Source organism: Billgrantia saliphila, assembly GCF_002930105.1.
In the GTDB taxonomy this organism is placed as follows: Bacteria; Pseudomonadota; Gammaproteobacteria; order Pseudomonadales; family Halomonadaceae; genus Halomonas; species Halomonas saliphila.
On the sequence record NZ_PJRN01000004.1, the window covers coordinates 98,351 to 120,397 of the forward strand.

The 22,047-nt window shown below is 63.3% G+C and carries 19 protein-coding genes; 13 read left to right on the forward strand and 6 right to left on the reverse strand.

Going from position 1 to position 22,047, the window contains the following annotated elements; genetic code table 11:
• Positions 1-141 precede the first annotated feature (141 nt).
• Positions 142-804: a LuxR C-terminal-related transcriptional regulator gene (locus CYJ07_RS05800; RefSeq protein WP_104202734.1), complete on the reverse strand. Its 663-nt coding sequence runs from the start codon at positions 802-804 to the stop codon at positions 142-144.
• Positions 805-1,142: 338 nt separating this feature from the next.
• On the opposite strand from CYJ07_RS05800, the gene CYJ07_RS20945 reads away from it, so the two are divergent.
• The 3 genes from CYJ07_RS20945 (at position 1,143) to CYJ07_RS05815 (ending at position 2,995) form a co-directional block, all read left to right on the forward strand.
• A complete protein-coding gene (locus CYJ07_RS20945; RefSeq protein WP_104202735.1) occupies positions 1,143-1,430 on the forward strand; it encodes a con-10 family general stress protein in 288 nt (95 codons plus the stop codon).
• A 166-nt stretch (positions 1,431-1,596) separates the two neighbouring features.
• Complete coding sequence (locus tag CYJ07_RS05810) at positions 1,597-2,436, forward strand: manganese catalase family protein (protein WP_104202736.1); 840 nt, start codon at positions 1,597-1,599, stop codon at positions 2,434-2,436.
• Between the two features lie 40 nt (positions 2,437-2,476).
• Positions 2,477-2,995, forward strand: a complete 519-nt coding sequence (locus CYJ07_RS05815) for a ferritin-like domain-containing protein (protein WP_104202737.1) — start codon at positions 2,477-2,479, stop codon at positions 2,993-2,995.
• Positions 2,996-3,217: 222 nt separating this feature from the next.
• On the opposite strand, the gene CYJ07_RS05820 is transcribed toward CYJ07_RS05815, so the two are convergent.
• A complete protein-coding gene (locus CYJ07_RS05820; RefSeq protein ID WP_197038262.1) occupies positions 3,218-5,260 on the reverse strand; it encodes a CocE/NonD family hydrolase in 2,043 nt (680 codons plus the stop codon).
• Between the two features lie 15 nt (positions 5,261-5,275).
• Positions 5,276-6,568, reverse strand: a complete 1,293-nt coding sequence (locus CYJ07_RS05825; protein WP_104202950.1) for an ATP-grasp domain-containing protein — start codon at positions 6,566-6,568, stop codon at positions 5,276-5,278.
• A 419-nt stretch (positions 6,569-6,987) separates the two neighbouring features.
• Here CYJ07_RS05825 and CYJ07_RS05830 point away from each other — a divergent pair, with 419 nt between their 5' ends.
• The 5 genes from CYJ07_RS05830 to ku (CYJ07_RS05850) all read left to right on the forward strand — a co-directional run bounded on the left by CYJ07_RS05830 (position 6,988) and on the right by ku (CYJ07_RS05850) (position 12,293).
• Positions 6,988-7,440, forward strand: coding sequence for a hemerythrin domain-containing protein (locus CYJ07_RS05830; protein WP_104202738.1), 453 nt, complete (start codon positions 6,988-6,990; stop codon positions 7,438-7,440).
• 161 nt (positions 7,441-7,601) lie between these two features.
• Entirely contained in the window at positions 7,602-10,166 is a 2,565-nt protein-coding gene (gene ligD / locus CYJ07_RS05835) for a DNA ligase D (protein WP_104202739.1), read from the forward strand.
• Positions 10,167-10,184: 18 nt separating this feature from the next.
• A complete protein-coding gene (locus tag CYJ07_RS05840; RefSeq protein WP_104202740.1) occupies positions 10,185-10,370 on the forward strand; it encodes a hypothetical protein in 186 nt (61 codons plus the stop codon).
• Positions 10,370-11,146: a non-homologous end joining protein Ku gene (gene ku / locus CYJ07_RS05845; RefSeq protein WP_104202741.1), complete on the forward strand. Its 777-nt coding sequence runs from the start codon at positions 10,370-10,372 to the stop codon at positions 11,144-11,146. Before CYJ07_RS05840 ends, ku (CYJ07_RS05845) begins: the two co-directional genes overlap by 1 nt.
• On the forward strand, positions 11,139-12,293 hold the full coding sequence (gene ku / locus CYJ07_RS05850; protein ID WP_231489545.1) for a non-homologous end joining protein Ku: 1,155 nt from the start codon (positions 11,139-11,141) through the stop codon (positions 12,291-12,293). Before ku (CYJ07_RS05845) ends, ku (CYJ07_RS05850) begins: the two co-directional genes overlap by 8 nt.
• Before the next feature lie 56 nt (positions 12,294-12,349).
• On the opposite strand, the gene acs is transcribed toward ku (CYJ07_RS05850), so the two are convergent.
• Entirely contained in the window at positions 12,350-14,299 is a 1,950-nt protein-coding gene (gene acs, locus CYJ07_RS05855; RefSeq protein ID WP_104202742.1) for an acetate--CoA ligase, read from the reverse strand.
• 143 nt (positions 14,300-14,442) lie between these two features.
• Entirely contained in the window at positions 14,443-15,018 is a 576-nt protein-coding gene (locus CYJ07_RS05860; RefSeq protein WP_104202743.1) for a SprT family zinc-dependent metalloprotease, read from the reverse strand.
• Between the two features lie 81 nt (positions 15,019-15,099).
• On the opposite strand from CYJ07_RS05860, the gene CYJ07_RS05865 reads away from it, so the two are divergent.
• The 4 genes from CYJ07_RS05865 to CYJ07_RS05880 all read left to right on the forward strand — a co-directional run bounded on the left by CYJ07_RS05865 (position 15,100) and on the right by CYJ07_RS05880 (position 18,325).
• Positions 15,100-15,744: a YecA/YgfB family protein gene (locus tag CYJ07_RS05865; RefSeq protein ID WP_104202744.1), complete on the forward strand. Its 645-nt coding sequence runs from the start codon at positions 15,100-15,102 to the stop codon at positions 15,742-15,744.
• Positions 15,745-16,082: 338 nt separating this feature from the next.
• Positions 16,083-16,706 carry a CDP-alcohol phosphatidyltransferase family protein gene (locus CYJ07_RS05870; RefSeq protein WP_104202745.1) on the forward strand — a complete coding sequence of 208 codons (624 nt, stop codon included), beginning with the start codon at positions 16,083-16,085 and terminating at the stop codon, positions 16,704-16,706.
• Between the two features lie 52 nt (positions 16,707-16,758).
• Complete coding sequence (locus CYJ07_RS05875; RefSeq protein WP_104202746.1) at positions 16,759-17,388, forward strand: lysophospholipid acyltransferase family protein; 630 nt, start codon at positions 16,759-16,761, stop codon at positions 17,386-17,388.
• Position 17,389: 1 nt separating this feature from the next.
• Positions 17,390-18,325, forward strand: coding sequence for a phosphatidate cytidylyltransferase (locus CYJ07_RS05880; protein WP_104202747.1), 936 nt, complete (start codon positions 17,390-17,392; stop codon positions 18,323-18,325).
• 33 nt (positions 18,326-18,358) lie between these two features.
• On the opposite strand, the gene CYJ07_RS05885 is transcribed toward CYJ07_RS05880, so the two are convergent.
• Positions 18,359-19,480, reverse strand: a complete 1,122-nt coding sequence (locus CYJ07_RS05885; RefSeq protein ID WP_104202748.1) for a phospholipase D-like domain-containing protein — start codon at positions 19,478-19,480, stop codon at positions 18,359-18,361.
• A gap of 106 nt (positions 19,481-19,586) precedes the next feature.
• Between CYJ07_RS05885 and plsB the strand changes: the two genes are divergently transcribed.
• On the forward strand, positions 19,587-22,028 hold the full coding sequence (plsB, locus tag CYJ07_RS05890; RefSeq protein WP_104202749.1) for a glycerol-3-phosphate 1-O-acyltransferase PlsB: 2,442 nt from the start codon (positions 19,587-19,589) through the stop codon (positions 22,026-22,028).
• The last annotated feature ends 19 nt before the right edge of the window (positions 22,029-22,047 follow it).

The window sequence follows — 22,047 nt, forward strand, 5'->3', positions numbered from 1 at the left end:
CCGAAGCCCAAAGCCCGAAGCCCGAAGCCCGAAGCCAGCCTAAACAAAACCGCCTCCATGGCCCTGGCCACGGAGGCGGTTATTCTTTCAGCTTCAAACTTCCAGGCGCAAAGCGCCGCGCTTCAAGCTCATGGCCGAAGGTCAGGATTCCACCTTGGGCGGCTCCACCTCGAGCTTCTGGGCCGCGATCACCGCCTGCGTCCGGGAATGCACCCCCAGCTTGCGCAGAATGGCGGTAACGTGAGCTTTGATAGTGGCTTCCGAAACGTTCAGCTCATAGGCGATCTGCTTGTTGAGCAGGCCCTCGGTGAGCATGTTGAGCACACGGAATTGCTGCGGAGTTAGCGAAGCAATAGCCTCGGCAAACCGCGCCTCCTCCTCGCTGCCGTCGCCCAACGCGTCGGCCAGTTCCTGCGGCAGCCATACCTCGCCGTCCAGGATCTCTCCCACCGCCTCAGCGATCAGCGCTAGTGATGAGGACTTGGGAATGAAGCCGGAGGCCCCGTAATCGATCGCGCGACGCACGACATGTGGCTCGTCGCTGCCCGATACCACGGCCACCGGAATGTCGGGCGTCTGGCCCCGTAGCTGGATCAGGCCGGAGAAGCCATGGGCGCCGGGCATGTGAAGGTCGAGAAGAATCAGATCGGCATCCGGATGACGTGTCACCACTTCGCAAGTCGCTTCCATGGTGTCGGACTCCACGATTTCGGCCTGAGGCGCCAGCTGGCGCAGTGCCTGCGTCAGCGCTGCGCGGAACAGCGGATGGTCATCGGCAACGATGAATTTCTGGGCAAAGGCCATGGATGATACTCCTCCGGTTCCTCGAGCGCGGGGCCAGAGCCGCCACACTGGGCTCATCGATTGATAACCGCATGTTACCCCATGCCGGAACGCTTTCCCAAGTATATGCACGCGGTTGTCGACAATGGATGGTCGGTATGTTTCGCCAGCAAGACGTGCCCGGCCAGAAAAAGCGACACCTTTCTTTGCATAAGAATACAGCATCGTCCTTGAAGGCTGTTTCACGTGCCTTCTATCTTCAAAGACGATGGCATACGCCAGTGATGCCGGATGCCGGTAAAGGGAAGTACGGATTGCATGCATAGACGCATGCAGGTGTAACGTTAAGGAGAAACACGATGCCACAGCGTAACCAGAATCCCGGTAATTTCGCAAACGATCCGAAGAAGGCTTCCGAAGCCGGTCGCAAGGGTGGCCAGCACAGCGGTGGCAACTTCGCCAACGATCCCCAGAAGGCCTCCGAGGCCGGTCGCAAGGGCGGCCAGCACAGCGGTGGCAACTTCGCCAACGATCCCCAGAAAGCCTCACAAGCCGGCCAGAAAGGCGGTCAGCAAAGCGGCGGCAACTTCGCCAACGATCGCCAAAAAGCGTCTGAGGCCGGTCGCAAGGGCGGCAAGAACAGCTAAGCACCGTCCTTTCCCCAAGCTTTGAACAACCCAGGCTGCCGGAGAATGGTCTCCGGCAGCTTCTTCTCACCCACCGGGCGGCCGCTGGCAGGTCACTTTCCCTGGTCTGGGGTTAGATGCGCACTGCCTTAGCCGTTACCGGCGCAAGCAAGACGAAGGAGACGTCATGTTTCACCATTCGTCAAAGCTCCAATACCCCGTCAAGGTAGACAAGCCCGATCCGGAGTTCGCCATGCTATTGCAGCAGGCGATCGGCGGTGTCGAGGGCGAAATCCGCGTTGCGATGCAGTACTTCTTCCAGGCCATGGGGGCCCGCGGTGATGACAGGATCCGCGACATGCTGATGTCGACGGCGACCGAGGAGCTGGCCCACATAGAGATGCTTGCCCATGCAGTGGCGCTCAACCTGGAAGGCGCTCCCGTCTCTTACCAGGAGAAATCGGCCCAGGATCCTGTGGTACGCGCCATACTCGGCGGCGCCAACCCCAGGCATCTGCTCTCATCGGGCTTGTCCGCCATGCCCGTCAATTCGAACGGCGTCCCGTTCGACATGAGCCACATCTACGCCACCGGTAACGTGGCCGCCGATATGCTAGCCAACGTTACCGCCGAAGCGAGCGGTCGGGTGCTGGCGTCGCGCCTGTACAACTGGACGGACGACCACGGCATGAAGGACTTTCTCTCCTTCCTGATAGCCCGCGACACCATGCATCAGCAACAGTGGCTGGCCGTTATCGAGGAAATGGGCGGCATGGAGGCACAGCTCCCGGTACCCAACGCCACGCCCGAGGCTCACGAAGCCATGCAGCACTCCTACTATTACCTCAACACACTGCTCGACAAAGAAGCTCCGCAGGGCCGCTGGTCGCAGGGTCCGTCTTTCGACGGTCGCGGCGAGTTCTCGGTCAAGAACCAGCCGGCACCCGAGGGCCAGGAGCCCAAGCTCGGCCCGGCCAAGCCGCACTCCGGAGCTCAGGAAGAGCAGATCAATCCGCCCAAGCAGTGAGCGGAGAGTTCAAACCATCGCAACCGCAAGGAGGTAACACATGGGCACCGTACCGCAGACTCCCAAGCATCTCGAAGATTGGCTGCGCGATGCTCACGCCATGGAAAAGCAGGCGGAGAAGATGCTGGAGGCCCAGGCCAGCCGGCTCGAACACTATCCGCAGCTCAAGGCGCGCATCGAACAGCACCTGACCGAAACCCGCGGTCAGGCAGAAAAGATCGAGCAGTGCATTTCGCTGCTCGGCGCCGACCTGTCGGCCATGAAGGATCTCGGCGGCAAGCTGGCGGCTTTCGGCCAAGCCATGGGGGGCATGATGGCTGGCGATGAGGTCGTCAAGGGCGGCCTGGCAAGCTATGCCTTCGAGCACTTCGAGATCGCCAGCTACAAGGCACTGATCCAGGCGGCGGAGAAGGCCTCGAAGCCGGAAATCGCGCGCATCTGCGAAGAGATCCTCCGCGAAGAGGAAGCCATGGCGCAGTGGTTGTCAGACCATCTCGACGACACCACTCGGCAGTTCCTGGAGCGCTCGGAGGATGACCAGCTCACCGCCAAAAAGTAATACACACCCCAACTCTCCGTGAGTGAAGGGCGTTTCGTAGGCCCTCCTTACCCCGGCATAGGCCGGGGTTTTTTTGCTTGCGCCCGCGACGAGCCACCAAGCATTCACCTGGCCAGCGCCGCTTGGCCGCTTCGACCGGGCACCAGCCCGTGCCGAAGAAGAAACCACAAGAAGAAGGCCGCACCCCGAGGATGCGGCCAGGCCAGCCATTGCCGGCGCGCCTCACATATGGTCGCGGGGAATTACCTTCTCCCAGTTCTTGGAGAAGACCCGATAGTCGTCCTCGTAGGCATCGAGCTGAGCGTGAATGAAGAAGTTGCTCTCATCGCAGCTCAGGATGCTGCGCGTATAGATCTCCACGTTCCAATCGTCGCGCTTGAAGGAGCGCTCGGTATAGGTCTCGCCACGCGCCGAGGTGAAGTCGTCGTGGAAGGTGCTGTACCACTCGCGCGTACTGCGACGGATCTCCGTCCCGATGTCCTCGATACGGAAGTGTCCCTGATCGTTGATCACCTCAAGGGTTGATTCCTTGGTCGCCAGGTCACGATGCAGCAACCAGTTGTGTTCGCTGGCCTCGAAGGTATGGACATCCAGCGGCGGCGCCTCCTCCGGCTCGTCGAACTCGGGCAAGCGCTTGTCCTCCTCGCCCGGTGTTCGCTCCGGCAGCACCAGAGCGCAACTGCCTGGGTAGATGTCGACCTGGGCGGGCTCCGGTGGCAGCCAGGCCAGCGGCCAGTAGGACGTCGAGACGGATAGTCGCAACTGGTGACCGGCCGAGAAGCGTTGGGCGATCCCGTTCAGCGGGATGCGCACGCGGTAGCGGCGATGCGGCACCAGCGGCTCGGGGTTGGCATCGCTGTCGCGGTGGGAGAGGTTGAGCAGACCGTAAGTGACGCGGGTGGACTTGCCGTCCGGCGCCACGTCCGACAGGCGCACCGCCAGCATCGCCTGCGGCTTGTTGCAGGAGAGTTCGAATTCCACCACGGGCATGCCGAAGATATCGAGCGGCTCGGCCAGCTGGCGGCTGCTGAAGATAAGCGAGCCGCCGTCCTCCTCGCGTTGATCCCCGGGCAGGTCGGGCGTGGCGGCGTAGGAGCACCACTTGCCCGCGGCTTGGCCCACACTGAGTGGCGACTGTAGCGCCAGCGCGCTCTCGTGCTCGTCGCGCTGGTGCGGGCCACCATGTCCTTCGCCCATGTGGATGGTGTAGGGCCCCAATCCGTAGCGCCTGGTATGGACGTTCTCCGAGGGCCAGCTCGACTCGCCAATCCAGCGTCCTGGGCGCTCCGAGTAGGAGTGGTCGGGCGGCATACTATCCTGCTCCCAAGCTCGCAGCATGGGTTCGTCCATGATGCCGTTGTCCTTGCCCTTGAGCCAGTAGTCCCACCAGCGCAGCGATTCCTGCAGAAAACCGATCGCCGGCCCCGGTATCCCCTGGTGGGGGTACTTGTGCCCCCAGGGCCCGATCAGCCCCTTGCGCGGCACTTCAAGATGCTGCATCAGACGCAGCACGGTATTGGTGAAGCCGTCCGCCCAGCCGCCGATGGCGTAGACCGGACACTGAATGTCCGAGTAGTACTCTTTCACCGAGCTGGTCGACCAATAGGCGTTACGGCGCTGGTTCTCGACCCACTGCTCCAGCCACAGCCCACTGTTCTCCATGCGATCGAACCACATGTCGCGCCAGCGGTTGCCTACGATCAGCGGATCCGGTGGCAGCGTATTGAAGGCGAACATTACCGTCGCTTCCGACAGGTTGTCGCCGAGCAGGCAACCACCCATGTAGTGCATGTTGTCGGCGTAGAGGTCGTCGCTCGAGCAGATGCTGATGATCGCCTTGAGCGCCGGCGGCTGCTTGGCCGCCACCTGCAGACTGTTGAAGCCACCCCAGGAGATGCCCATCATGCCGACATTGCCATCGCACCAAGGCTGCTCGGCAAGCCAGGCGATGGTGTCAACGCCATCCTCCTGCTCCTGTTGTGTGTACTCGTCGGTCAGCACGCCGTCCGAATCGCCGCTGCCGCGCATGTCGACCCGGACACAGACATAGCCATGGCCGGCCAGGTAGGCATGGTTGGCGGCATCCCGCCCACGCGTAATGTCGCGCTTACGGTAGGGAATGTACTCCATAATCGCCGGCATCGGCGTTTGCTCGGCCTCCTCGGGCAGCCAGATCCGTGCGGCCAGCTGCGCCCCGTCGCGCATCGGGATAAAGACGTTCTCGATCTCGCGAACCTGGTAAGGAAACGACTCTACGACACTCACAAAACCTCCTTGAGTTCAGTCCTGTACGGGTTCGATCTCGAACTTGAGCTCTTCGAGGCACGCTTTGTAGCGCTCCTCTATCTGATCGTGATCCTCACCCGCAATGTAGAGGGTTCCCAAGCGATAGCTAAAGCTGTCCTGATGCATCAGGTCCCCGAGTCGATCGCCCGGCTCCACATCGAGCCGCACCATGGTGCCCGGGTAGCGCCGCTTGAGTTCTTCGATCTCCTCCTCGCTCGGTACCCGCCGCACGATGCCATCCTTGTGTTCATAGGGAATGAAACACTTGGCGGCGACCGGGAACTCCCCTTGGCGATTGACCAGCGAGGGACGCTCTCCCAGTGCGATATCGACGGCAACCTCATGATTCGACATGCCGTCGACCATGATGAATATCTCGCTGTGTGACTGTGAGATACGCGTATTCACCTCGATCAGCCAGAGCTGGTCGGTCTCCTCGTCCCACATGAACTCGACGTTGAAACAGCCGTTGTCATAGCCGATATGCTCGAGGAACTTCTTGGAAACCTCGACCATCTTGTGATGCAGCGTTTCCGGCAGATTGCTGGGGTACTCCAGTCGATCGAAGGGGACTTCGCTACCTTCTGCCTTGGGCTGGGCGATAATGCCGTGAACATTGAACTCGCCGCGGTAGACGGTACCCTCCGGGGCGCCCTGCACGCCGGAGACGATCTGTTCGGCGATACAGGAGTTACCATCCATTTCCTGGATTTCCGGCGGCAGGCCGACATGGCCCAGCGCCTCGTTGAACGGATCGCCCAGCTGACGAATGCCCTCGCGAATCTCCTTGATCGCTTCGCGAAATTGCTCCTCATTCTCGATCTTGAAACCAAGATGAGAAGAGAACGCCTTGATCGGTTTGATCCAGAACGGGTAGTCGAGCGTGACCTGGGAAAGCGGATCCTCCGCGAAGGGGTCGACGCCGCAGAACTCTGGCACGACCTCGGGAACGATTTTCTGCTGCTCCAGACGGCTCCAGTACTTGTGCTCGCACTTCAGTACGCTTTCGACCGAAGGCGAGGGAATGCCGTACTCTCGGCACAGGATCGGTACCAGGACGCTGGTGGGAAAATCCCATTGAGCCACGATGGCATCAATGGAGCCTGAAAAGGACTCGAGCTTGCTGCGCGCCTCGTCCAGCAGCGCATTGAAAGAGAAGCGCTCCGATTCCACGGCCGTCTTGACCGATAGCAGACTGTGCACCTCGAACTCATCGGAGTGGCGTAGGGTCTCGAGCTCCTGGCGCTGTTGGTCCTCCAGCGCGACGACGAAAATGTTCCGTTTCATCATTATCTCTCCTTGATCGTATTGATGGGAGCGCCTGGCATCCTGGGTCCAGGCTCAGACTCCTGTACTTCCATCATCTCAGAAGATAAGTACGATGCGGACAAGGTTCCATGTAGAAGACGATTCTTTACCCTCGCAAACCCGAAGAAACAAAAAAGCACGCAATGCCTCTTTTCTGTCGCCGCAACGATACGCCGCAGTAGCACACTCAGAGACCGATGCATAACCTTTGAGCATTCAGGCAACAGGCAATCTGTATAAAGCTAAAGAAGCGAAGCGCGATTTGACACGCTGTCAGTCCCGTCTAATTTGAAACAAACGATTCGGCCGATGCCAATTCAACGTTCGATTCGCCACGGCGAATTGGCGATATCACCGTGAGAAGCCAAAAGGAATTGATGCCTACAGGAGGTAACATCATGAATGCCCTCGATCTACTCAAGGAAGACCACGACAAAGTACGCGACCTGCTCGAGCAGCTGGTCAATACGACCGAGCGAGCCGAGAAGAAGCGCCCCGATCTGCTGGCCAAGATCGAGAAGGAGATGCAAGTCCATACCCAGATCGAGGAAGAGATCTTCTATCCCGCCTTCAAGAAGGCCAGCGGCAAAGAGAACGATAAGATGTACTACGAGGCCCACGAGGAGCACCGCGCCGTAGAAGACCTGGTATTGCCCGACCTGAAGAAGACCGACCCCGGCGGAACGCAATTCTCCGGCCGCGCCAAGGTGCTCAAGGAGCTGATCGAGCATCATGCCGAGGAAGAAGAGGAAGAGATGTTTCCGCAGGCCAGGAAGACCATGTCCGAGCGTGAACTCGAAGAACTGGGCGAGAAGATGCAGGCACGCAAGAAGGAGCTGATGGCAGCCTGATCGCGCAGCGCGACTCCTCACCATAGGACAGCATGGGCCTCGGCGTGAAGACGCCGGGGCCCGCTGCGTTGGGTGCAGTGGGTTGGCGCTTGCGCTGGGCACAACTAGGCTGAGACACGAGACCTCGTCAAGGGAAACTCGACGGCCAAGGGACGGAGCCGATGGAGAGACTCGAGGAGTATCGCCGCAAGCGCGATTTCACGCGCACCCGGGAACCCGCCGGTGAGACAGACCGCGTCACGGGCTCGGGCGACCTTTACGTCATGCACAAGCATGCGGCGAGTCACGACCACTTCGACCTGCGCCTGGAGCAGGATGGCGTTCTCAGGAGTTGGGCGCTGCCCAAGGGACCGAGCCTGGAACCCGGCGAGAAACGCCTGGCCGTGGAGGTCGAGGACCACCCGCTCGACTACGGCGATTTCGAGGGTGTGATTCCCGAGAAAGCCTACGGCGGCGGCACCGTGATGCTGTGGGACCGCGGCATTTGGCGAGTCAAGGGCCGCCCGAAGAAGGATCGCATCGATATCGAGCTCGACGGCGAGCGGCTCAAGGGCAGCTGGACCCTGGCCCGCATGAGCGGGAAGCGTCAGGACAAGCATGGCCGCAACTGGTTGATGATCAAGCGCCACGACGACAAGCCACGCATGGATGCCTCGCTCAGCGTCGATGATGACAGCAGCATCGCCAGCGGTCGCAGCATGGCGCAGATCGCCGAAGACCGCGACGCCACTTGGTCGTCGAACCATGGCGAGGCACCGGAAACGCCCTCCCCCGCCCTGCCCGATCCGTCGACACTCGACGGCGCCCGGCGCGCGAAGCTGCCGCGCGAGATGCAGCCGCAGCTCGCCACCCTGGCCCGCGACGTGCCGTCCAGAGGCGACTGGATTCACGAAATCAAACTCGACGGCTACCGCCTGCTGGCCCGCGTCGAGCGGGGCCAGGTCCGGTTGATCACCCGCAACGGCAAGGACTGGACCGAGCGTTTTCCTCACCTGCGCAAGACGCTGGAGGCGCTGCCGGTGGAAACGGCCCTACTCGACGGCGAGGTGGTGGCGATGGGCCGGGACGGCATTACCCGCTTCGGCCAGCTGCAGGAAGCGCTCTCCAGCGGCCGCACCGCCCAACTCGTCTATCAGCTCTTTGACCTGCCCTACCTAGAGGGCCACGACCTCAGCGATGTGGCGCTGATCGAGCGCAAGCGCACCCTCGCGGCACTGCTCGGTGCCACCGGGACGAAGGACGCCACCCTCCGCTATTCCGACCATATCGAGACCCAGGGCAAGGCGTTCCATGAGCGCGCCTGCCACATGGGGCTCGAGGGCATCATCTGCAAGCGCGCCGACAGCCGTTACCAGCAGAAGCGCAGCCGCGACTGGCTCAAGGTCAAGTGCGTCAGCCACGAGGAATTCGTGGTCGGCGGCTATACCGATCCCGGCGGCTCGCGCAGCGGCTTCGGCTCCCTGCTCATGGGCGCCTACGGCGACGAAGGACTGGTCTATACCGGCCGTGTCGGCACCGGCTTCAACAACCGCCTGCTGGAACGCCTGAGCGAGACCCTGCAAACGCTCGAGATCGACCGCTCACCCTTCCACGGCAGTGTGCCGGACAGCCGTTCGGTGCACTGGGTGCGCCCCGATCTGGTGATCGAGGTGGAGTTCACCGAGCGCACCCGCGACGGACGCCTGCGCCACCCGGCCTTTCGCGGCCTGCGCGAGGACCGCAACCCTGAGGAGATACGCATGACCGCATCCAAGCAGATGGCCGCCGAAGGCGAAGGGGCAGCCGACGACAAGCCCACCCCTCGTCGCAAGGCCGGCGCAAGCCGCAAGGGCGAGACGTCGCTGCTCGGCGTGCGCCTGACCCACCCCGACCGGGTACTGTTTCCCGAGCAGGGGCTGACCAAGCTCGACCTGGCGCGTTTCTACGAACAGATTCAAGAGTGGGTGCTGCCGCACCTGGCGAGGCGCCCGCTGTCGCTGGTGCGCTGCCCCCAGGGCCGCAACGACGAATGCTTCTTCCAGAAGCATCCGCGCACCGCCATCCCGAACAGCGTGCCGCGCGTCAACGTGCCGGAAAAGAAAGGCAGCGCCGAATACGTCTACGTCGAGACCGCCGCCGACCTGGTTAGCCTGGTCCAGGCCGGGGCATTGGAACTCCACCCGTGGGGTAGCCGCATCGACCATCTGGAGCAGCCCGACTATCTTGTGTTCGATCTCGACCCGGACGAAGGCATCGCCTGGCAGGAGATCCTGCGTGTCGCGGGGACCCTGCGCGAGCGTATCGAGTCGCTGGGGCTTACGCCGTTCCTGCGCACCACTGGCGGCAAGGGGCTGCATCTGGTGGTGCCGCTCGAACCCAGCGCCGACTGGGACCGGGCCAAGGCCTTCGCCCGCGCCGTCGCCGAACAGCACGCCAAGGACGATCCCAAGCGATTGACCACCAACATGTCCAAGGCCAAACGCGAGGGGCGCATCTTCATCGACTACCTGCGCAACGGCCGGGGCGCGACGGCGGTGGCCTCCTACACGGTACGCGCCCGCGAGAACGCCCCTGTGGCGGTACCGATCCGCTGGGACGAGCTCAACGCGGCGCTGCGCGCCGACCGCTACAATGTCGAGAATCTGCGCCGCCGACTCTCGGCTCTGCGCCAGGATCCCTGGGCCGATTTCGCCGCGGCCGCACGCCCCTTGGACGCCGACCTGCTCGGGTCTCTCAGCGTGAAATGATCGCAACCGGGAGGTGACATGAGCGATGCACCCTGGTGGCTGGAATCCGGCCCCGAAACCTGTCAGTTCTGCCTGTGCACGTTTCACTACGAGGCAGGCTATCACTGCATCTACTGCGACCGCCCCATCTGTCCCGCGTGCGTGGCGGAACGCTTCGAGGGTCGCGAGACGGTATGTCCCGAATGCCACGAGGAGGATCGCTGATGGGCGCACGGGCAATGTGGAAGGGCGTGATCCGCTTCGGCGAAGTGTCGGTCCCCGTCAAGCTCTACTCGGCGGTGCAGGATCGCAGCGTGCACTTTCGCCTGCTGCACGCCAAGGATCGCTCCCCGGTCAAGCAGGCCATGGTCAACCCCGAGACCGACGAGATCGTCCCCTACGCCGATACGCGTCGCGCCTATCGCACCGACGAGGGTAGCCTGGTGATGTTCGACAAGGAGGAGCTCGAGGCGCTTGAGCCCGACTCGGGCCGCGACATCGAGGTCATTCGCTTCATGCCGCCGCAGGCCATCGATCACCGATGGTACGACCGCCCCTACTACCTGGGTCCGGACGGCAGCGAATCGGACTATTTCGCCTTGGCCGAGGCGCTCGATCATAGCGGCCGCGAGGGTCTGGCACGCTGGGTTATGCGCAAGAAGTCCTATGTCGGCGCCCTGCGTCTGCATCGCGGCGTGCCCATGCTGATGTCGCTGCGCCACGAGGAACAGGTCGTCTCGGTGGACGCCCTGGAACCGCCCAAGGGCAAGCCGCTCGATGCCAAGGAACTCGACATGGCGCGTCAGCTAATCGGCATGCTGGAAGCGGAATTCGAGCCCGACGACTACCACGACGAGTACCGCGCCCGCGTGCTGGAACTGATCGAGGCCAAGCGCCAGGGCAAGAGCGTCAAGGTCACCCCCATCCGCCGCCGCGAGCCCTCCGACGATCTGTCCAAGGCGCTCGAGGCCAGCTTGAAGAAGGAGCGCAAGCGTGCCTAGCCAACGCTCAAGCAAGCGCAAGCCGAAGGACGAGGCGTCGGAGAACGAAGAGAAGAAGAAGCGCTTCCATGCCAGCGGCCCCCGGCCCATGTGGTCGGGTACCATCACCTTCGGGCTGGTCAGCCTGCCGGTGAACCTCTACCCCGCCAACCGCGCCAAGCCGGTGTCGATGCGCATGGTCGATCGTGACGGGACGCCGCTCGCACGCCGCTATTTCTGCGAGAAGGAGGGACGTACGCTCGACCATGACGAGCTGATTCGAGGCTACGAGGTCGAAAAGGATGAATTCGTCGTGGTCGAGGATCGCGAGCTCGAATCGCTGGCCCCCGAGAAATCCCAGGAGATCGATCTCAAACGCTTCGTCGGCCTCGACGAAATCGACCCAATGTACTTCGAGCGCGCCTACTTCATGACGCCCGACAAGGGCGTCACCAAGGCCTACCGCCTCCTGGCCAGCAGCATGGAGGCCTCCGAGCGCGCCGGCGTCGCCACCTTCGTCATGCGCGGCAAGGAGTATCTGGTGGCGATCATCGCCGATAAAGGCATCCTGCGTGCCGAGACGCTGCGCTTCGCCGACGAGATCCGCTCGCCGGCGGACATCGATCTACCCGAAGAGCACGCTCCCGAAAAGCGGCGCGTGAAGGCCATGGAGAAGGCCATCGCCGCGCTCAGCCACGAGATGCTCGAACGCGAGGCGCTGCAGGACCTGCAGAGTCAGCGAATCGTCGAGCGCGCCGAGGAGAAGCTGGCCAAGGGAGAGGACGTGGTGGCGCTCGAGGAGGTGTCGTCCGAGCCCGATGTCGAACCGGAACAGGGCGGCGAAGTGATCGACCTGATGCAGGTGCTCAAGCAGAGCCTCACCGAGGGGCGCCCGCCCGAACAGGAAAGCCGAAACGTAAAAGCCTCGCGAAAGTCCGCCGACAAGCGAGACAGCCCCGACACCGACAGCAAGGCGAAAGCCAAGCGCAGTACGGGCAAGAAGGCGAGCGGCGACGGCAAGGCGCCGCCGCGCAGGAAGCGCCGCCCCGCCGAATTGGAGCGGCTCTCGCGCGACGAACTCTACGAGCGGGCGCAAAAGCTCGATGTCCCCGGCCGCAGCCGCATGAGCAAGGCCGAACTGGTCGAGGCGATCGCCAACGCGGGTTGAAACGAAAAAGCCGGCCCCGAAGGCCGGCTAGAGTCTCGTTAGGCGTCGCGCTTGGCTCACCGGTTCGCGCGATTCTCGATCAGATCCTCCACCACGCTCGGGTCGGCCAGGGTGCTGGTATCGCCCAGGCCCTCGGTCTCGTTGGCGGCGATCTTGCGCAGGATGCGGCGCATGATCTTGCCCGAGCGGGTCTTGGGCAGGCCCGGCGCCCACTGGATGACGTCGGGCGAGGCGATCGGCCCGATATCCTTGCGCACCCACTGGGTCAGCTCCTTCTTGAGCTCGTCGCTCGGCTCGACGCCATCGGTCAGGGTCACGTAGATGTAGATGCCCTGGCCCTTGATGTCGTGGGGGAAGCCGACCACGGCGGCTTCGGCCACCGCCTCGTGCGCCACCAGCGAGGACTCGATCTCGGCGGTGCCCATGCGATGGCCGGAGACGTTGAGCACGTCGTCGACGCGACCGGTGATCCAGTAATAGCCGTCCTCGTCGCGGCGGCAACCGTCGCCGGTGAAATACATGCCCTTGTAGGTCGAGAAGTAGGTCTGCACGAAGCGATCGTGGTCGCCCCAGATCGAGCGTGCCTGGCCGGGCCAGGAGTCGAGGATCACCAGGTTGCCGTCGACGGCGCCCTTGAGCTCGTTGCCCTCGTTGTCGACCAGCGCCGGCACCACGCCGAAGAACGGCAGCGTGGCCGAGCCCGGCTTGAGATCCATGGCGCCCGGCAGCGGCGCGATCATGATGCCGCCGGTCTCGGTCTGCCACCAGGTATCCACGATGGGGCACTTGGAATTGCCGATCACGCGGTGGAACCACTCCCACGCCTCGGGGTTGATCGGCTCGCCCACCGAGCCGAGCAGGCGCAGGCTGTCACGCTTGCTCGAGTCCATCACGCCGTCGCCGTGCGCCATCAGGGCACGGATCGCGGTCGGCGCGGTGTAGAGGATGCTGACGTTGTGCTTGTCGACGATCTCGCCCATACGGCCGTGGCTCGGATAGCTCGGCACGCCCTCGAACATCAGCGTGGTGGCACCGTTGGCCAGCGGACCGTAGACGATGTAGCTGTGGCCGGTGACCCAGCCCACATCGGCGGTACACCAGTACACCTCGCCATCCTGGTAGTCGAAGATGTACTGATGGGTCATGCTGGCGTAGACCAGGTAGCCGCCGGTAGTGTGCTTGAGCCCCTTGGGCGCGCCGGTGGAGCCGGAGGTATAGAGAATGAACAGCGGATCCTCGGCGTTCATCTCCTCGGCCGGGCAGTCGCTCGCCTGCTTGTCGACCAGGTCGTGATACCAGACGTCGCGCCCTTCCTTCCACTCGATCTCGCCGCCGGTGCGCTTGACCACCAGCACGTTCTCGCATACCTCGGTACCCTGGCGGGTCAGCGCGGCGTCGACGTTGTCCTTGAGCGGCACGTGCTTGCCGCCGCGCACGGATTCGTCCGCGGTGATAACCAGCTTCGAGTCGGCACCGATGATGCGCTGGGCCAGGGCATCCGGGGAGAAGCCGCCAAAAACCACCGAATGCACGGCACCGATGCGCGCGCAGGCCAGCATGGCCACCGCCGCCTCGGGAATCATCGGCATGTAGAGGGTGACCACGTCGCCCTTGCCAATGCCGAGCTCCTTGAGCGCGTTGGCCAGCTGGCAGGTCCTGGCATGCAGCTCGCGATAGGTGACGTGCTTGGAATCGTTGGGATCGTCACCCTCCCAGACGATGGCGGTCTGATCGCCGCGGGTCTCCAGGTGCCGATCGAGGCAATTGACGCTGGCGTTGAGGGTGCCGTCCTCGTACCAGCGAATATCGACGTTGTTCGCATCGAAGGAGGTGTGCTTGATCTTCGTCGGCGCCTTGAACCAGTCGACGCGCTTAGCCTGCTCCGCCCAGAATCCCTCGGGGTCGTCGACGGACTGCTTGTACAGCGTCTGATACTTTTCGCGATCGATCCAGGCATTGGCGGCGAAGTCGTCGCTTACCGGATAGACTTTCTGCTGATCGGTCATTGAATAGCCTCTTCCAGGAGATGCACCCTCTCGGTGGATGTTACCGGCTGCTTGTTCTTGGTTGCGCCGGCACCAAATCTGCCTTCCAGCATATACCGCCTGGACACGCCTTCCTCTTAGACATTGGTATCACGATTTTTCCTTTAAATATCAGCCAGTTGTAATGATTTTTCAGCGTCAACAAAAGGCTGATAGACCAAGGTCTGAGCGCACGACAGACAGCGATAGCGACGTCCCTTGCGAGCGAGCGCATGGCGCCGAGCGGTGAAGTAGTGATCCTGGCAGCCGCAATGGTAGCGATACGGCATGGGGCTGGCCCGACGCGTGTCGAAGGCGTGGGTGACCCGCGGCGGCAGGCCGAACAGACGCTCCATCACGGTACGCCATTCACGACCATGGGGCCGCGCGCGGTGGCCGTCACGCAGATGCCTCACCAGCCAGTGGGCCATCTCGTGGGGCACCACCTCGACCAGATAGGCGTGGCGATTCTCGCGATACAGCACCGGATTGAAGCGCAGCCCGCCGCGGCCATAGTGAGCCTGGCCGGCGCACTTGCCGCGCAGGTCGCACCAGACCTTGGGCCTGGGCAGATCGGGATGGTACTGGCGGCACAGCTGCCAGGCGGCCTCCACGCGGTCGAGCAGGGCGCGTTGCAGCGCCGCGTCGTCGAGGCTTGCCAGCCAGTCGCGAGAGAGTTCGGGAAGCGCGGGTTGTTTCATGGGGTGCTAGAATGACGCCCCGCCACGGTGGCGTCCAGCCCTGCTGATGCTATCCGTTCACCTTGCCATGCGAGAGGCCCGATGTCCGACACGCCCCTGCCCCAGCCCCTGCTCGAGGACGAAGAGCTCGAACGCCTCGACGAATTTCTCGATTCCGAATGCGTCGACCCCGACGCACTGGACCTGATTTCGGCCCACGGCTTTCTCGTCGCCCTGGCCGTGGCTCCGCGCGAGCTCGAGGCCGCCACCTGGGTAGCCGAGCTGTTCCATGGCGAACCGGAATTCGCCGACGACACCGAGCGCAGCGAGATCCTGGCGCTGCTGGAAAAACTGCGGCGCAATGCCATCGATACGCTGGAGCAGGGCGGGTTGCCGGAACTGCCCTTCGAGCTGACGCTGGACGGCCTGCCAGCGGAGGAAACTCCCATCGGCGATTGGTGTGCCGGCTTCATGGAAGGCGTTTTCCTCGACGAGGCCGCCTGGTTCGAGCAGGACGAGGAAAACGTCGCCACTCTGCTGCTGCCGTTCATGGCGCTTTCCGGCCTGTTCGACGACGAGCCGGACATGGCCGAACTGGCCGCGGACACCGCCCGCATGGAGTCGCTGGTCAGCCAGCTGCCCGAGCTGGTGCTCGACCTCTACCTGCACTACCGCGTGCCACCGGAAACGCCCAAGCCCATGCCGCGCAAGAAGCAGCCCGCGAGGCGAGGCAAAGGCAAGAACTGACTTCGAAGCCTCTCAACCCAATTGCGTCTTGATTCCGACGTAAGACATATACGTTTCTTGCTGTAGGAAATTGACGTTATTCCCGCTTGGGGATTGTGTCCTCTCACACCTGTCGATACGCTCGTGCGCTTTCAGCAGGGGCGTCGGTATGGCGAGTCATCATCCCGAGATGAGTGAGAAAAGCCAGGGCAAGAACGTGTACTCACGCTCGCTTGGCTAGGCAGTCAATGGCATGGCCCATTTCCCCCATCGCCACAGGATCCCCATTGCTTAGCCCCCGCTCGGAAGGCGCCAAGCGTCCTGTTCGGGTAACAGCATGCCATAGGAAATAAAAGACCTTGGTTTCCATCTATCGTCTCAAGCCACGCTTCCAGCGCCTTCTGCGCCCTGCCGTTCGCTGCCTGTTCGAACACGGCATCACGGCCAACCAGGTCACCCTAAGTGCCTGCCTGGCTTCGCTGTCGATAGCAGCCGTGGTGGCCATCTTTGCCGATCAACGCTGGCTGTTCGCCCTGATTCCGCTCTGGATGTTGCTGCGCATGGCACTCAATGCCGTCGATGGCATGCTCGCTCGCGAGTTCGGACAAAAGAGTCGGCTGGGCGCCTACCTGAACGAACTGACCGATGTCGTCGCCGACAGCGCTCTTTATCTGCCGTTCGCCCTGCTTCCCGGGGTAAACCCGCTCTGGGTGGGGCTGGTGATATTGCTCGCCATGATCAGCGAATATGCTGGAGCACTCGGTCCGATGATAGGCGCTTCGCGCCGATACGACGGTCCGATGGGCAAGAGCGATCGCGCACTGGGCTTTGGTGTACTGGGTGCAGGCGTCGCCAGCGGCTGGCTGCCGCTGGGCTGGATCGACTGGTCGTTGATGCTGATTGCCGTGCTGCTGTTGGCCACGCTGTATAACCGTATAAGACAGGGATTGGCGGAAGTCGCAGGGCAACCGGTCAACGAATAGCCATCCTGTGCACGACGCATTTCACTTCACTGTTCACTTCGGAAGAGTCTGCATGCTCGATACCGTTGTCGCCTATAGCGTCATCGCTAGTGCCCGTGCCATCACCGGCATGCGTAGCCTGTGGTTAGGCACCACGCCGAAGGCGAAACAGCGCATTTACTATGCCAACCATGCCAGCCACGGCGACTTCGTCCTGATTTGGGCTTCACTGCCATCAGCGCTGCGCCAACGGACCCGCCCAGTCGCCGGTGCCGATTACTGGGCCAAGGGGACGTTGCGCCGCTTCCTCATCGGCAAGGTGTTCCGGGGCGTATTGATCGATCGCCAGCGCACCGCCAGCGATCACAATCCGTTGGAGCCGATGCTCGAAGCCCTGGCCGCGGGTGACTCATTGATTCTGTTTCCGGAAGGCACGCGTAATCTCGATGACGAGGTGAAGCTCCTCCCCTTCAAGAACGGCATCTTTCATCTGGCCAAGGCCTGTCCACAGGTCGAACTGGTACCGGTGTGGATCGACAATCTCAAGCGGGTGATGCCCAAGGGTCAATTATTGCCGCTGCCGTTATTGTGCACTGTTAGCTTTGGTGCACCGCTGATGGCCGAACAGGACGAGAGCAAGGAGTCCTTCCTCGCACGTGCCGTAGAGGCACTGCAGGAACTAGCGCCGGCGGAGGAAGCCTGACATGGATCGCCATACCCTTTTGCTCTTCGCTGGTATCGGGAGCCTTCTGGTGCTGGCTTCCCTGGTGGGCTTCGTGCTGAAGTGGCGCGCAGGTGCGGGTTCCTCCCCGGTCATTGACAACCTCAACGCACGGATCAAGGCATGGTGGTTGATGGTGGCCGTGATCGGATTCGCGTTCCTGCTGGGCCAAACGGCCGTCATCCTGCTGTTCTATGGGGTGTCATTCTTTGCCCTGCGTGAGTTCATTACCTTGGCCCCAACCCGGCGCAGCGATTATCCCGCACTGGTGGCAGCCTTCTACTTCGTCTTGCCGATACAATACCTGCTGATCGCCATCGACTGGTACGGCATGTTCTCGATCTTCGTTCCCGTCTATGTTTTCCTTCTTCTGCCAATCCTGGCCTCTCTGGGGGGCGACAGCGCGCGCTTTCTCGAGCGCGCGTCCACGGTCCAATGGGGATTGATGCTGGCCGTATTCTGCATTTCCTTCGTGCCCGCGCTGCTGACCCTCGACATACCCGGTTTCGAAGGTCGGCACCTCCTCCTTATCGCCTACCTGGTGATCGTCGTACAACTTTCCGACGTGCTGCAGTACGTCTGCGGCAAACTGTTCGGCAAGCGCAAGATCGCGCCGAACCTTTCGCCGTCGAAAACCGTCGAGGGTTTCGTTGGCGGCATTGCCCTGGCTTCTCTGGCCGGTGCATCGCTCTGGTGGATCACTCCGTTCAATCCGTGGCAAGCCGGGCTGGTCGCGCTATTGATCAATTTGCTCGGATTCTTCGGTGGGCTTGTAATGTCGGCGATCAAACGTGACCGGGGAGTGAAGGACTGGGGGCACATGATCGAAGGCCATGGCGGCATGCTCGACCGCTTGGATTCGGTATGCTTTTCAGCACCGATCTTCTTCCATGTGGTGCGCTATTGGTGGGTGCCCTAGGTGACACAGTAAGCGAGCCCGAGGCCGTCAGCATTAACGCAGCCGTGTCAGCCAGGCATCGAGACTGCCGAACAACCACTCCTTGAAGCGCTGCCAGCGCGGCCGACGTGCCCACTCCTCGCGGGAGATTTCGCGGCTGGCGGCGAAGTTGCGCTCGAACAGGGCGACGACTTCGGCGGCGAAGCGGGGGTCCTCCACTTCCTGATTGGCCTCCAGGTTCCAGTGCAGGCTCCAGTGATCGAAGTTGCACGAACCGATACTCGACCACTGATCGACCAGCGTGAACTTGGCATGGATGAAGGCGGGCTGGAACTCGAAGATGCGCACTCCGGCGCGCAGCAGTCGCTTGTAGAAGCGCTGGCCGGCATAGCGGACCCCCGGATGATCGTGATCGCGCCCCGGCAGCAGCAAGCGCACGTCGACGCCGCGGCGCGCGGCCCTCACCAGGCGCATCCGTAAGCTGAGGGTGGGGACGAAATACGGGGTACACAGCCAGATCCGGCGCTGCGCGGAGGAAACCCGGGCATGCAGGGAGTGACGAATGGCCTGATAGCGATACCCCTGCCCCCACACCACCCGCCCCCGCATGCTTCGATAGTCCTCACTCTCACCCAGCGAAAGCGCCAGCTGACGAACCAGCGCGGGATCCCCTTCGCCACGGGTCATCGGCGAGTCCCACAAGCGCGAGAACAGTCGCACCCAGTCGGCCACGACTGGCCCCTCGATGCGCACCGCTATTTCGTACCAAGCAGAGAGAAACTCGTCGAAGACGCCGAATCCGCCGGTGAAGGCCTCACGGCCGTCGATCACCACCAGCTTGCGATGATTGCGGGTGAGATTGCGCGCCAGGGAGCGAAGCCCCAGCGGGTTGAACCAGCGCAATGCCACGCCCGCCGACTCGAGCCGACGCCGATCCTCGCTGGAAAGCCCCATCGCGCCGTAGGCATCCAGCAGCAAGGCGACGCTCACACCGCGCTGTCGAGCTTGTTCCAGCGCTTCGATCAGCATCGTGGCCAGGCGCCCCGACTCCACCAGATAGAGCTCGATCAGTATCGAACGACGCGCTCCCTTGATCGCCGCGAATATTGCCGGCAGGAAACGCGACGACTCCGCCAGCAATTCGAAACGATTGCCTTCTCGCCATACGCCATGCATGGCATGCCCCCTTCCTGCCCGTGATAAACCCGCCGCATGGTACGTCCCCCTGACCTGCGGGCAGCGTCACCGTATACTGGCCCCTGGTTCGATATCGAGGTATGGGATGCCCCTGATCCAAACGCTGCTCGCTGCGCTGTGCGCCCCGCTTAGACGCTTCATCGAAGTCTGGGTGGAAACCCGGCTGGTCGAACCCGAGCCCACCGAGCTGACGCTCGACCCGGCGCTCCCCACGCTCTATGTGCTGCCCCACCCCGCGCTCTCCGACGCTCTGCTGCTGGACAGCCTGAGCCAACGGCACGGTCTGCCGCCGGCTCGAGGTCGTCACCGCCTCGACGGTCAGGAGCTGCCCGCCTGCGTGGCCCTGCCCTCACGTCAGCGGCGACTATGGCGGCGTGCCGCCAGGCACGAGGCCCCCTTTCGCCTCGCCCTGGAACATCTGGCGGCGCATCCTGACGCCGATGTTCAGTTGGTGCCCGTCAGCATATTCTGGGGACGCGCCCCGGGGAAGCGCTTCGGCTTCTGGAGCCTGCTGGCCGCCGACAGCTGGCAGTTGACGGGGCGGCTGCGTCGGGCGCTGTCGGTCCTGGTCAATGGAAAGAGCGTGGAGGTGCACTTCGGCGCCCCGCTGCGCCTTCGCGACCTGCTCGATGCACGCGGCCCCGCCGTGGCCAACCGCAAGGGTGCCCGCCTGCTGCGTATTCACTTCCGACGCATGCGCACCCGAGTGCTGGGACCCGACCTCTCCCACCGCCGCACCCTGATCGAGGGTGTGGCGACGAGTCCCGAAGTGCGACGGGTGATCCACGAGCAGGCCGAGCGCGAGAAGCGCTCTCCCGAGCGGCTGCAGCGGCGCGCTCTACGCTACGGTCGCGAGATCGCCTCGAACATGACCTACCCGGTGCTGCGTTTCATGGACGGTCTGCTGCGTCGCCTGTGGAATCGCCTCTACGACGGCGTCGAGGTACGCGGCCTCGATCGGGTCAAGGCGCTCGCCGGCGACCACACGCTGGTCTACGTGCCCTGTCATCGCAGCCACATCGATTACCTGCTGCTCTCCTACGTGCTCTACCGCGACGGCTTGATGCCGCCCCACATTGCCGCCGGGCGCAACCTGAACATGCCGATGATCGGCCCGCTGCTGCGCCGCGGCGGCGCCTTTTTCCTGCGTCGCAGCTTTCGCGACAAGCCGCTCTACGCCGCGGTCTTCAACGAGTACCTGCATCGTCTGCTCGAGCGCGGCCATCCGCTGGAGTATTTCATCGAAGGGGGCCGTTCGCGCAGCGGCCGCATGCTGGAGCCGCGCCCCGGCATGCTGACGATGACCTTGCGCTCGTTTATCCGCAGCGCCAGCGGCACCAGCCCACCTCGGCTTGCCTTCGTCCCCGTCTACATCGGCTACGAGCGTATCATCGAGAATGCCAGCTATCAGCGCGAGCTGCGAGGTGGCAAGAAGCGCAAGGAGTCGCCGCTGGCGCTGCTGCGCGTCCTCGGCAAGCTGCGCCAGCCCTTCGGCCGGGTGGCGGTCAACGTCGGTGAGCCGCTGCACCTCGGGCCCTGGCTCGACGACATTGCGCGCGACTGGCGTGCCGACACGGTCGAGCCGAAACCGGCCTGGATCAAGACGGCGGTACCGAGGCTCGGCGACCAGCTGGCGCGACGGATCAACGCGGCGGCGGCACTCAATCCGGTCAACCTCGTGGCCCTGGTGATGCTGACCACCCCCCACCGCGCCATCGAGGCGAGCCTCATGCGCCGCCAGCTCGCCTTGCTCGCCGCCCTCCAGCGTCGCTGCCCGGGAGGCAGCCATGTCAGCCTGCCGAAGGGTGAGCCGGAGGAGTGGATCGAACAGGTCCTGGCGCTGGGCATGCTCGAGCGCCGCGCGCAGGCGCTGGGCGACATCCTGGTGATCACCCCGGAGCAGGCCAACCTGCTGGTGTGGTATCGCAACAACGTGCTGCATCTCTTCGCCCTGGCCGGCCTGGTCGCGTTCGCCTTTCGCCATACGCCACGCCACGACCTCGCCACTCTCCAGGCGCGTCTCGAGCCGCCCTGGCCGATCCTCACCCGCGAGCTGTTCCTCGAGGCGATGCCGCTGGAACAAGCCCTCCCCGACATGCTCGCGGCTCTCGATTCGGAGGGGTTGCTGCGCCGCGACGAGGCGGGCTGGCAGCGCCCCGAGGCACTGGGAGATGGCGAGCGACTCGACCTACTGGGCCGCTTGATGCAACCGTCGCTCGAGCGCGGTTACCTGCTGCTATCGAGCCTGCTCGGCCAGCCGCCCGGCGAGCTTGGCCGCGAGGCCCTTGCCGAGCGCAGTCAGCAGCTGACCGAGCGCCTCGCGCTGCTGTCGGGGCGGGATGCGCCGGAGTTCTTCGACCGCAAGCTGTTCGCCAGTCTGATCGACAGCCTCGAGGCCGAGGGCTGGCTATGGGAGCGTGACGATCGGTTGTGGTACGACGAGCGGCTGCGCGCCGCCGCGCAGCAGTCGCGCGAGCTGTTCGACCCGGCGCTGCGGCACAGGTTACAGCTCGTCAGCCACGGTTAGGGAAACGCTGAGCGAATCG